The organism is Jatrophihabitans sp. (assembly GCF_036388195.1).
In the GTDB taxonomy this organism is placed as follows: Bacteria; Actinomycetota; Actinomycetes; order Mycobacteriales; family Jatrophihabitantaceae; genus Jatrophihabitans_A.
The window spans coordinates 1-11,306 of the sequence record NZ_DASVSG010000026.1 but is presented as its reverse complement, the minus strand read 5'-3'; the positions used below and the strand labels follow the sequence as shown (position 1 = coordinate 11,306).

The 11,306-nt window shown below is 70.9% G+C and carries 10 protein-coding genes and 1 pseudogene; 3 read left to right on the top strand and 8 right to left on the bottom strand.

Annotated features, from left to right (window positions below; translation table 11 throughout):
* Positions 1-36: 36 nt before the first annotated feature.
* The 4 genes and pseudogenes from VF612_RS02280 to arc all read right to left on the bottom strand — a co-directional run.
* Positions 37-243: a ubiquitin-like protein Pup gene (locus VF612_RS02280; protein WP_408653640.1), complete on the bottom strand. Its 207-nt coding sequence runs from the start codon at positions 241-243 to the stop codon at positions 37-39.
* 113 nt (positions 244-356) lie between these two features.
* Positions 357-1,874, bottom strand: coding sequence for a depupylase/deamidase Dop (dop, locus tag VF612_RS02275; RefSeq protein WP_408658223.1), 1,518 nt, complete (start codon positions 1,872-1,874; stop codon positions 357-359).
* Positions 1,875-1,900: 26 nt separating this feature from the next.
* Positions 1,901-3,226, bottom strand: a complete 1,326-nt coding sequence (locus VF612_RS02270) for an MFS transporter (RefSeq protein WP_408658222.1) — start codon at positions 3,224-3,226, stop codon at positions 1,901-1,903.
* Between the two features lie 35 nt (positions 3,227-3,261).
* Positions 3,262-4,917: pseudogene (arc, locus tag VF612_RS02265) on the bottom strand (proteasome ATPase); the annotation flags it as partial.
* A 264-nt stretch (positions 4,918-5,181) separates the two neighbouring features.
* On the opposite strand from arc, the gene VF612_RS02260 reads away from it, so the two are divergent.
* The gene (locus VF612_RS02260) at positions 5,182-5,478 is read left to right on the top strand and encodes a ferredoxin (RefSeq protein ID WP_408658221.1); all 297 of its coding nucleotides are present in this window, start codon (positions 5,182-5,184) and stop codon (positions 5,476-5,478) included.
* Between the two features lie 26 nt (positions 5,479-5,504).
* Here VF612_RS02260 and VF612_RS02255 read toward each other — a convergent pair whose 3' ends face one another.
* On the bottom strand, positions 5,505-6,455 hold the full coding sequence (locus VF612_RS02255; RefSeq protein WP_408658225.1) for a tRNA (adenine-N1)-methyltransferase: 951 nt from the start codon (positions 6,453-6,455) through the stop codon (positions 5,505-5,507).
* A 72-nt stretch (positions 6,456-6,527) separates the two neighbouring features.
* Positions 6,528-7,724, bottom strand: a complete 1,197-nt coding sequence (locus VF612_RS02250) for a site-2 protease family protein (RefSeq protein WP_408658220.1) — start codon at positions 7,722-7,724, stop codon at positions 6,528-6,530.
* Positions 7,725-7,802: 78 nt separating this feature from the next.
* On the opposite strand from VF612_RS02250, the gene lepB reads away from it, so the two are divergent.
* Both lepB and VF612_RS02240 read left to right on the top strand, forming a co-directional pair.
* Complete coding sequence (gene lepB / locus VF612_RS02245) at positions 7,803-8,528, top strand: signal peptidase I (protein WP_408658224.1); 726 nt, start codon at positions 7,803-7,805, stop codon at positions 8,526-8,528.
* 114 nt (positions 8,529-8,642) lie between these two features.
* Entirely contained in the window at positions 8,643-9,557 is a 915-nt protein-coding gene (locus tag VF612_RS02240) for a RecB family exonuclease (RefSeq protein WP_408658219.1), read from the top strand.
* A 20-nt stretch (positions 9,558-9,577) separates the two neighbouring features.
* Here VF612_RS02240 and VF612_RS02235 read toward each other — a convergent pair whose 3' ends face one another.
* Both VF612_RS02235 and VF612_RS02230 read right to left on the bottom strand, forming a co-directional pair.
* The gene (locus VF612_RS02235; RefSeq protein ID WP_408658218.1) at positions 9,578-10,291 is read right to left on the bottom strand and encodes an HAD family hydrolase; all 714 of its coding nucleotides are present in this window, start codon (positions 10,289-10,291) and stop codon (positions 9,578-9,580) included.
* The coding region (locus VF612_RS02230) for a vitamin B12 dependent-methionine synthase activation domain-containing protein (RefSeq protein ID WP_408658217.1) at positions 10,288-11,306 on the bottom strand (1,019 nt) is incomplete at its 5' end. The genes VF612_RS02235 and VF612_RS02230, both read right to left, overlap by 4 nt.

Below are 11,306 nucleotides of genomic sequence, written 5' to 3'. Positions count from 1 at the left end.
ACCGCAGTAGTCCATGAGCCTTGTCGCCGTGACCGCTCACTGGCCGCCCTTTTGGACGAAACTCCGGACGAAGTCCTCAGGGTTGGTCTCGAGCACCTCGTCGATGTCGTCCAGGATCGCGTCGACGTCGTCGCTGAGTTTCTCGTGGCGCTCGGCGACATCGGTGCTGGTGTCCTCGGCTACCTCGTCGACATCCGCGCGCTGCTTGGCGGGACGGGACTGTCCGCCTTCGTGACTGGCCATGATTACCTCCGCAGACCCGCCCGGCGGCGAGTACCCCTGGAACACTAGTAGTTCGAGCAGCCCCGTCGCCGTGCGGACCGGCAATTGGCTGGTAATGCCCGGCAGGACCGAAGTCAGCGGCCGACCAATTCCTGCACCAGTGACTGCGCGGTGGGGCACCGGTCCAGCAATTCCTGCACGTGCGCCTTGGAGCCCCGCAGCGGCTCCAGGGTCGGCACCCGGACCAGCGACTGCTGCCCGACGTCGAAGATCACCGAGTCCCAGGACGCCGCCGCCACCGCGTCGGGGTACCGGCGCAGGCACTCGCCGCGGAAGTAGGCCCGGGTGTCGGTGGGCGGGGAGTTCATGGCCCGGACCGCATCGTCCGGGTCGATCAGGGTGCGCATCGAGCCACGCTGGACGAGCCGGTGGAACAGCCCCTTGCCCGGCCGGATGTCGGCGTACTGCAGGTCGATGGCGTGCAGCCGGGGCGAGGACCAGTCCAGCCCGTCGCGCTCGCGGAAGCCGTTGAGCAGCCGCAGCTTGGCCACCCAGTCCAGCTCGCCGGCCAGCAGCATCGGGTCCTCGGCGAGCCGGGTGAGCACCGACTCCCACTCGGCGAGCACCTGCGCGGTCTGCGGGTCGACATCGCTGCCGTAGCGGTCGTCGACGTACTTGCTGGCCCGCTCCAGGTACTCCCCCTGCAGCTGCAGCGCGGTCACCGTCCGGCCGTCGTGCAGCCGCATGGCGTGCCGCAGCGACGCGTCGTGGCTGACCGCGCGCAGCTCGCGCACCGGCTCGCTGATCCGCAGGTCGTCGCTGAGCCAGCGGTCCTCGATCATCGCCAGCACCAGGGAGGTGGTGCCCACCTTGAGGAAGGTGGACAACTCCGCGAGGTTGGCATCGCCCAGGATGACGTGCAGCCGCCGGTACTTCTCGGCGTCGGCGTGCGGCTCGTCCCGGGTGTTGATGATCGGCCGCTTCAGGGTGGTCTCCAGCCCCACCTCGACCTCGAAGAAGTCGGCCCGCTGGCTGATCTGGAACTCGTGCTGGTGGCCGTCCTGGCCGATGCCCACCCGGCCGGCGCCGCAGACCACCTGGCGGGTCACGAAGAACGGGGTGAGCTGGCTGACGATCGAGGAGAACGGGGTCTGCCGGCTCATCAGGTAGTTCTCGTGCGCGCCGTAGGAGACACCCTTGTTGTCTGTGTTGTTCTTGTACAGCGTGATGGTGGTGCCGCTGAGCCGCTCGACCTGCCGGGCCGCCGCGGTCATCACCAGCTCACCGGCCTTGTCGAAGCGGACGACGTCCAGCGGCGAGGTGACCTCCGGGGTGGAGTACTCCGGATGGGCGTGGTCGACGTAGAGCCGGGCGCCGTTGGGCAGCACGACGTTGGCCAGGCCCGCGTCCTCCTCGTCGTCGAGGAACTGCTCGGCGACGTTGTTCGGGCCGGACAGATCGAAGCCGCGGGCGTCGCGCAGCGGGGACTCCTCCTCGAAGTCCCAGCCGGGGCGCCGGCGGCGGCCGCCGGGCAGCAGCGAGGCGTAGCCGTTGACCACCTGGGCCGAGAGCAGCATCGCGTTGGCGTTGGGGTTGCCGGGCAGGCTGATCCCGTACTCGACCTCGGTGCCCATCACCCGTATCACGCTCATGTGCGACGCTCCCTCATGGAGCAAGGCTACGTGCTCGGGCCGCTGGACGGAGTGGCGCCGGTGCTCGATGAGGCGCTGCGACGCTCCTTCTCAGCACGCACGAACTCATCGGTGCGGCTGTCGTAGGCCCGGAACCGGGGCAGCGCCGCGGCCGCCGCGCTGACGCCGAGGACGCACAGCAGGCCGCCGCTGGCGATGGCGAAGCGGACCCCGCCCACCGCCATGAAGCCGGCCCGGGCGTTGCCCAGCGTCGGCCCGATCGAGTAGGACAGCAGCTCGATGCCGGCCAGCCGGCCACGCAGCTCGTCGGGAATGGTCTGGTCCCAGATCACTCCGCGGAAGGTGCCCGACACCATGTCCGCGGCGCCGGCGCAGGCCAGGAACACCAGCGCCAGGCCCAGGTTCGGCATCAGGCCGGCCAACCCCATCGACGCTCCCCAGCACAGCGCCGCGACGATGATGGCCAGGCCGTGCCGGTGCACCCGGCGGACCCATCCGGAGAAGGCGCCGGCCAGCAGCCCGCCCACCGAGTCCGCGGCGTACAGCAGCCCGATCGCGTGCGGGACGCCCAGCTCGGCGGCGAAGAACGGGAACAGCGCCACCGGCATCGCCGTCGTCATGGCGATGGTGTCGACCAGGTACGTGCCGAGCAGGTCCTTGCGGCCGGCCGCGTACCGGATGCCCTCCCCGACGCTGCCCAGCGTCGCCCGGACGCCGGGGACCACGGCGCCGAAGACCCGGGGCAGCGGGCTGAGCCGCAGGAAGACCAGCAGCGACACGACGAAGCTGGCCACGTCGACGGTGTAGGCCACGCTGACGTTGACGCTGGCCAGCACTCCGCCGAGCATGGTGCCGGCGATGTTGGCCAGCCCCCACGCCTGGTTGTTGACCATGCTCGCCGACGGGATCTCCGCGTGCGGCACGTACCGCGGCAGCATCGCGTCCAGGCTGGGGCGCTGCATCGAGCTGGCCGAGACGGCGCCGGCGGCCACCAGGTAGATCACCCAGAGCCTCGGCTCGGGCAGCAGCGAGTTGGCCAGCAGGACCAGCGTGCAGGCCAGCGCCGCCAGCTCGGAGATCAGCACCACCCTGCGGCGGTCGAACCGGTCGGCGACCGCCCCGCCGAGCAGGCCGACGGCGACGATCGGGACGAACTCGAACACGCCGACCAGGCCGACCGCCACCGTGGAGTCGGTGAGCTCCTTGATCTGGATCGGCACCGCGATCATCGTGAAGTACGCGCCGAAGGTGGACACGCTGGCGGCGATGGTGCGCAGCCGGAAATCCCGGTAGCGCCGCAGCGGCCCGAGATCCAGGGCCACCGACCGCAGCCACGCCTGCCAACCGCTCACCCGGACATCATCCGGGTGGGCTCAACCAGATATCGCTACAGGTACTGCCCGGTGTTGGAGATGGTGTCGATCGCCCGTCCGGACTCGCTGCCCTTGCCGCCGGAGATGAGCGTGCGGATGTAGACGATCCGCTCGCCCTTCTTGCCGGAGATGCGGGCCCAGTCGTCGGGGTTGGTGGTGTTGGGCAGGTCCTCGTTCTCCCGGAACTCATCGACGCAGGCGGCCTGCAGGTGCTGCATCCGCAGGCCGCGCTGGCCGGTGGTCAGCAGGTCCTTGATGGCCATCTTCTTCCCGCGGTCGACGATGTTCTGGATCATCGCGCCGGAGTTGAAGTCCTTGAAGTAGAGGGTCTCCTTGTCGCCGTTGGCGTAGGTCACCTCGAGGAACCGGTTCTCCTCGCTCTCGGTGTACATCCGCTCCACGGTGTGCTGGATCATCGCCTTCACGGTGGCCTCGCGTGAGCCACCGTGCTCGGCGAGGTCCTCCTCGTGGATCGGCAGCGACGTCAGGATGTACTTGGCGAAGATGTCGCGGGCAGCCTCGGCGTCCGGCCGCTCGATCTTGATCTTCACGTCCAGCCGGCCGGGACGCAGGATGGCCGGGTCGATCATGTCCTCGCGGTTGGACGCGCCGATCACGATCACGTTCTCCAGGCCCTCGACGCCGTCGATCTCGCTCAGCAGCTGCGGCACGATGGTGTTCTCGACGTCGGAGGAGACCCCGGAGCCCCGGGTCCGGAAGATCGAGTCCATCTCGTCGAAGAACACGATCACCGGGGTGCCCTCGCTGGCCTTCTCCCGCGCCCGCTGGAACACCAGCCGGATGTGCCGCTCGGTCTCGCCGACGTACTTGTTGAGCAGCTCCGGGCCCTTGATGTTGAGGAAGAACGACCGGCCCTTCTCGTCGTCGCCGCGCACCCGGGCGACCTGCTTGGCGAGGGAGTTGGCGACCGCCTTGGCGATCAGCGTCTTGCCGCAGCCGGGCGGGCCGTACAGCAGGATGCCCTTGGGCGGGCGCAGCTGGTGCTCGCGGAACAGGTCGGCGTGCAGGAACGGCAGCTCGACGGCGTCGCGGATCTGCTCGATCTGCGAGCTCAGCCCGCCGATGTCGGTGTAGTCGATGTCGGGGACCTCTTCGAGGACGAGCTCCTCGACCTCGCTCTTCGGGATCCGCTCGTAGACGTAGGACGAGCGCGGCTCCAGCAGCAGCGAGTCCCCCACCCGCAGCGGCGAGCCGCGCAGCACGTCGGCGATGTGGACGATCCGCTCCTCGTCGGTGTGCCCGATCACCAGCGCCCGGTCGCCGCCCTCCAGGATCTCCTTGAGCATCACGACCTCGCCGGCCCGCTCGTGGCCGCGGGCCTGGACGATGTTCATGGCCTCGTTGAGCATGACCTCCTGGCCGTGCTCCAGGGTGTCGATGCCGACCTCGGGCGAGACCGCCACCCGCAGCTTGCGCCCGCCGGTGAAGATGTCGACGCTGTGCTCGTCCACCTTCTCCAGGAACACGCCGTAGCCCGACGGTGGCTGCGCCAGCCGGTCGATCTCCTCCTTGAGGGTGACGAGCTGGTCGCGGGCGTCACGCAGAGTGTCCGCCAGCCGCTCGTTACGGTCGGTCAGCGAGGCCACCCGGGCCTGGGTCTCGACCAGCCGGTCCTCCAGCGCGCGGATCTGACGTGGGGATTCGGCGATGCGGGCGCGCAGGATCTGTATCTCATAGGCCAGTTCCGCCGCATCCGGCTTGCCGGACGCTCGGTCGTTGCCGAACTCTTCCGCCATCTGGGTACCCTTTCGATGAACCTGCTGAACAGTAGGGGCGCTGCTCGATTTTCACCCTACACACGCAGTGTGAAATCGCGAGGCATCTACCCTGATGTGCGGTTACACATCCATTACGCTCTGCCACCTGCCGGCCCGCCCGCAGCCGTCGCAGAGCGCTTGCGGACGGGAGCGACGGTGACAGACGGCGACGGGACGGACCCCGAAGCGCTCGAGGTGTGGATCGATCAGCAGCTGTGCACCGGTGACGGTCTGTGTGTGCAGTATGCCCCCGAGATCTTCGAGTTCGACGTCGACGGCCTGGCCTACGTCAAGGACGCCGACGGCCAGCTCAAGCAGAGCGACGGCGCCCGGGTGGACGTGCCGGCGACCTTCCGGCTCGACGTCCTGGACTCGGCCAAGGACTGCCCGGGCAACTGCATCCACGTCGCCCGGGCCGCCGACGGGGTGGCGGTGGCCGGGCCGGACGCCTGAGGGCTGGCCTGACGCGGCTGCCTGGCTCAGGGCAGCTGCGGCCGGAACGGGGCCTTCTCCCCCTCGTCCGTCTCCGGCTCGACCACCATCCCGAACGCCACCTCCAGCTCCACCGTCTTGGCCGGCCGGCGCTGTCGGGTGGGCGCCACCACCCCGGGCGCCAGTCGCCGGGCGGTCACCAGGAAGGCCGTGTGGCCCTGCATCCGGTGATCGGGACGGACCGCCAGCCCCAGCACGTGCCAGTTGCGGATCAGGCATTCCCAGGCCTGCGGCTCGGTCCAGCCGCCGGAGTCGCGCAGCGCCTCGACCAGCCGGGAGAGCTGGGTGGTGGTGGCCACGTAGCCGATCAGCACCCCGCCGGGCCGCACCGCCGCTCCCACCGCCGCGAGCACGTCCCACGGCGCCAGCATGTCGAGGATGACCCGGTCGACGACCTCCTCGGCGGGGTGCCGGCTGACATCGGCCAGCCGCAGGTCCCAGTTCTCCGGCGGGCCGCCGAAGAACGCATCGACGTTGCGCCGGGCATGGTCGAGGTGATCGGCGCGGCGCTCGTAGGAGATCACCGTGCCGCCTGCGCCGACGGCGCGCAGCAGCGAACAGGTCAGCGCCCCGGAGCCGGCGCCCGCTTCCAGCACCCGCGCTCCGGGATGGATGTCGCCCTGCGCCACGATCTGCGCGGCGTCCTTGGGATAGATGACCGCGGCCCCGCGCGGCATGGACAGCACGTAGTCGGCCAGCAGCGGGCGCAGCGCGAGGTAGCCGGTGCCGGCGCTGGAGTGCACCACCGAGCCCTCCTGCGCCCCGATCAGGTGGTCGTGCTCGATGGCGCCCCGGTGGGTGTGGAACTGCTTGCCCGGCTCCAGGGTGATGGTGTGCAGCCGGCCCTTGGGATCGGTGAGCTGGACCCGGTCACCAGCCTCGAACCGGGCGGTGGCGCCCGGCGCGTCGGGCAGGTCGGGCTCGGTCACATCGAACACATCGGGCACGAGGGAAGACACCGTTCTCTCAGTTAGTCTCTAGAAGTTTAGGGTTAGCCGGGGATCGGGTGATCAGCCCACCGGCTGCCGGCGCAGCTTCGGCTGGGGAAGGCCGAGCGCCCGTGCGAGGTCGACGGCGGCGACGATCCCGCGGGCCACCCCGTCCCCGCCGACCACCAGGTACTCCGAGGCCGGATGCGCCCGCAGCGTGTCGATGAGCTGCTCACCGGCGAGGTCCTCGGCCAGGATCAGGCCCGGTTGCAGCTCGCGCGCGACCTGGCTCAACGACGTCCACGGCCGCTGGTCGGCCGGGATCTGGGCGATCTGCGACTCGTCCACCAGCGCCCGGCTGCGGCCCTGGCCGTCGATCACGACGATGCCGCCGGCGCCGGTCTCCGCAGCCTGCCGGACCGCCTCGGACACCGGGGTCTGGGCGGGCAGGTACAGCGAGCGGCGCAGCAGCTCCCCCAGCCGCAGGCTCTCCGCCCGGGCGTTCAGCTCGGCCATCTGCAGCGCCTGGCCGGCCCCGATCCACAGGAACGCCGCCACCGCGAACCCCATCACGGTCGAGCCGACCGAGACCAGGTCGGCCGGTGAGTTGCCGCCCAGGATCGCGTTGCCGAACACGATGGCCAGGGCCAGCAGCGCCGCCACCCCGCGTCCGGACCAGGCGGCGATCCGGATCGCGGTCAGCCGGGAGCTGCCCATCATCCAGATCAGCGCCTGCAGCAGCCGGCCGCCGTCCAGCGGCAGCCCCGGCAGCACGTTGAAGACGGCGATCACCAGGTTGCTCCAGGCCAGCAGCAACAGCAGCACCGCACCCGCGGACTGCGCCGCCGGCAGCAGGCTCACCGCCCAGCAGCCGCCGGCCAGGCCGAGGGAGACCAGCGGGCCCGCCGCGGCGATGGCGAACTCGTCCCGCGGCCTGCGGGCCTCCCCCTCGATCTCGGACACCCCGCCCAGCAGGAACACCACGATCCGGCGGACCGGCAGGCCGACCACCTTGCTGACCACCGTGTGACCGACTTCGTGCAGCAGCACCGAGGCCGCCAGCGCGATGGCGAACACCAGGCTCAGGGCGTACGAGGCAGCGGGCGAGGCGCCCGGAATCTGCTCGCGGAGGAAGCCGGCGTAGCTGAAGGTGATGAATCCGGCCACCAGCACCCAGCTCGGCGTGAGGAAGATCGGCACCCCCAGCACCGAGCCGATCCGCAGCAGCCGGCCGTTGACTCGGGGATGCCGATCCGGCGCCGACCGCGGGCTGCTCATCGCCTGATCCTACTGAGGCGCCGGCCGGCCGGCTGCCAGCGCGGCTGCCGGTCAGCGGACGGTTTAGCCTTGACCACTGTGGCGAAGGGTGAGCGGTCCGCGGGCGCCGGGCCCGACCTCGACCTGCAGGCCCGCATCCGAGCCCGGGTTGCCGAACGCCGCTCCGGGCTGGCCACCGCCGCTCCCGGCTCCACGCCACCGGACGGGCAGCCGCCCGGGACTCCCCCGGAGCGTCCGCGCCGCCCGGCCGGCGCCCGGCGGCGGCCCAGCTGGACTCCCCGGCTGGCGCGTGCCCTGACCTTCCTGCTCACCGTCGCGGTGATCGTGGTGACGCTGCGGAGCTTCGTGGTCGCCTCCTATTACATCCCGTCCGGCTCGATGGAGCCGACCCTGCACGGCTGCCAGCACTGCGAGCCTGACCTGGTCGTGGTGGACAAGCTGTCCTACCGGTTCGGCTCGGTCGCCCGCTCGGACGTGGTCGTCTTCGACCGTCCGCCGCTGGCGCCGCCGGAGGACAAGCAGCTGATCAAACGGGTGATCGGCCTGCCGGGCGAGACCGTCAGCGGCCACGACGGCAAGGTGTTCATCGGCGTCCGGGCGCTGGACGAGCCCTACGTCAACCCGGCCTGCGGCGGCACCGGGGACTTCGCCGCCGTGGTGGTGCCGGCCGGCACGTACTTCGTGATGGGCGACAACCGGTGCGATTCGCTGGACTCCCGGGTCTTCGGCGTGATCTCGGACTCCAGCATCGTGGGCCGGTCCGTCGCGGTCAGCTGGCCGTTCAAGCACCTGCGCTGGCTCTGAATGCACCCGGCCGGCCACCTGCCCGCTGCCGACCTCGCCCGCCCCGGCGATGGCCCGGCCGACGCGCGGGCCGGTTCGGCAGTTCTGTCAGTACCCCCGCCTAGTCTTGCCCCCATGACCGAGTTGCTGGACGCCCCACCGGCCGAGCAGGCACCGCTGCCACCAGCCTTCCTCGGCTCGCTGTCCCCGTCGCGGGCCGCCGACTTCAAGACCTGCCCGCTGCTCTACCGGTTCCGCAGCATCGACCGGCTGCCCGAGACACCGAGCCGTGCCGCGACCCGCGGCACCGTGGTGCACGCGGTTCTGGAACACCTGTACGACCTGCCGGCCGGCGAGCGCACCGTGGAGCAGGCCCAGGCCGACGTGCTGCCGTCCTGGCAGCAGTTGCTCGAGGCCCGGCCGGAGCTGGCCCAGCTCTTCTCCGACGACGAGGAGGGCATGGAGCTGACCGCCTGGCTGGAGTCTGCCCGCGAGCTGGTGAAGAACTACTTCGCCTTGGAGGATCCGCGGCGGCTGGAGCCGGCCGCCCGTGAAGAGCTGGTCGAGGTGGTGCTGGACGGGTTGCGGCTGCGCGGATACGTCGACCGCCTCGACATCTCCGCCGCCGGTGACATCCGGGTGGTGGACTACAAGACCGGCTCGATCCCGCGGGAGACCTTCGAGGCCCGGGCGCTGTTCCAGATGAAGTTCTATGCCCTGGTGCTCTGGCGTACCCGCGGAGTGGTGCCCCGGCAGCTGCGGCTGATATACCTCGCCGACACCGACACCCTCAGCTACCAGCCCGAGGCCGAGGAGCTGGCCCGCTTCGAGCGGACCCTGCAGGCCATCTGGAAGGCGATCGCCGCGGCTACCCTGACCGGGGACTTCCGGCCCAGCCCGTCCAAGCTGTGCGACTGGTGCAGCCACCAGCAGCTGTGCCCGGCCAAGGGCGGCACCCCACCACCGTTCCCGCTCGACGCCCTGGCCGCATCCACCCAGGAACGGCGCCCCGAGGCCGCTGTCGGCATGGGAGCCGTCCTCGACGTCTGAGCCCCGGCAGCCGGATCCTGCTACCTCCTGCTGACCGACGCCTGCGCCCCGGCAGAGCCCGGCGCCAGGGCCACCAGGTCCTCAACCGTCACGGCGGCCAGGTTCTCGAGCACGGTCCGGCCCGGCGCTGCGGCGAGCGGGACCTGGTTCCGCACCGCGAGCACCACGCATCCCGCAGCCTCCGCCGAGGCCACCCCGGTCGGCGAATCCTCGATCGCCACGCACCGCGACGGGTCCACGCCGAGCCGCCGGGCCGCCGTCAGGTACGGCTCCGGGTCAGGCTTGCCCCGGCTGACCTGGTCACCGGTGACCAGGGTGTCGAAGGTGCCGGCCGGCAGCTGATCGGCGACCGACCGGGCCAGGGACTCGTACGACATCGTCACCATGGCGCACGGCACGCCGGCCGACCGCAGCTCGGCCAGCAGCCGGCGCACCCCCGGACGCCAGGCGATCTCCCGCTGGACGGCGGCCTCCACCTCGACCAGCAGCCGGTCCACGATCTCGGGCAGCGGCAACTCCACGCCGCCGTGCTCGCGGATGTAGGCGGCGGCGTCCAGCAGCGCGTTGCCCACGATCGCCTGGGCGTGCGCGGTGCTCCAGCTGCCGTTGAAGGACTCGACCAGCCGGTACTCCGCCGCCATCCAGGCCGGCTCGGTGTCGACCAGGGTGCCGTCCAGGTCCCAGAGCACGGCCTGCAGGCCGGATCGGGCCAGGTCGTCGGGCGGCCCGCTCACTTGGCGGCGAAGTACTTGGCCTCGGGGTGCGGCACGATGATCGCCGAGGTCGACTGCTCCGGCACCAGCTGGAACTCCTCCGACAGCTCGACCCCGATCCGCTCCGGCCTGAGCAACCGGAACACCTGCTCCTGGTCCTCCAGGTTCGGGCAGGCCGGGTAGCCGAAGGAGTAGCGGGACCCGCGGTAACCCTGCTTGAAGATCTCGTCCAGGTCGCTGGAGTCCTCGGCGGCGTAACCCAGCTCCTCGCGCACCCGGCGGTGCCACAGCTCGGCCAGCGCCTCGGTCAGCTGCACCGACAGGCCGTGCACCTCGAGGTAGTCGCGGTAGTTGTTCGCCGCGAACAGCTCGTTGGCGAACTCCGAGATCCGCGAGCCCATGGTCACCACATGGAAGGCCACCACATCGGTCTCGCCGGACTCGCGGGAGCGGAAGAAGTCAGCCAGGCACAGCCGCCGGTCCCGGCGCTGGCGCGGGAACTCGAACGCCTCGGCCTCGCCGCCGTCCTCGCCGAGGATGATCAGCTTGTTGCCCTCGCTGACGCAGTGGAAGTAGCCGTAGACCACGGCGGCCTCCAGGATGCCCTCGGTCTGGAACCGCTCCAGCCAGTACCGCAGCCGCGGCCGGCCCTCGGTCTCGACCAGCTCCTCGTAGCTCGGTCCCTTCCCGCCGCGGCCGCCCTTGAGCCCCCACTGGCCCATGAAGGTGGCGCGCTCGTCCAGCAGGTTGGCGTACTCGGCCAGCGCGATGCCCTTGATCACCCGTGATCCGAAGAACGGCGGGGTCGGCACCGGCACGTCGGTGGCCACATCCGAGCGGGTGCCCTCCAGCGGGTCCTCGACGGCGTCCTCGGCGGCCCTGCGCTCGGCCGCGATCCGCAGCGATCGCTCGCGGCGGGCCTTGCGCTCGGCCAGCTTGCGGCTCTCCTCCTCCGACAGCTTGGTGTCATCCGGCCCGTTCGGGTCGACGGCCACCCCGCCGCGCCGGATCGCCATCAGGGCGTCCATCAGCCGCA

Coding starts and splice junctions, on each gene's coding strand:
- VF612_RS02280 (WP_408653640.1), bottom strand. CDS start 243: ATGGCCAGTCACGAAGGCGGACAGTCCCGTCCCGCCAAGCAGCGCGCG.
- dop (WP_408658223.1), bottom strand. CDS start 1,874: ATGAGCGTGATACGGGTGATGGGCACCGAGGTCGAGTACGGGATCAGC.
- VF612_RS02250 (WP_408658220.1), bottom strand. CDS start 7,724: ATGAGCAGCCCGCGGTCGGCGCCGGATCGGCATCCCCGAGTCAACGGC.
- VF612_RS02240 (WP_408658219.1), top strand. CDS start 8,643: ATGACCGAGTTGCTGGACGCCCCACCGGCCGAGCAGGCACCGCTGCCA.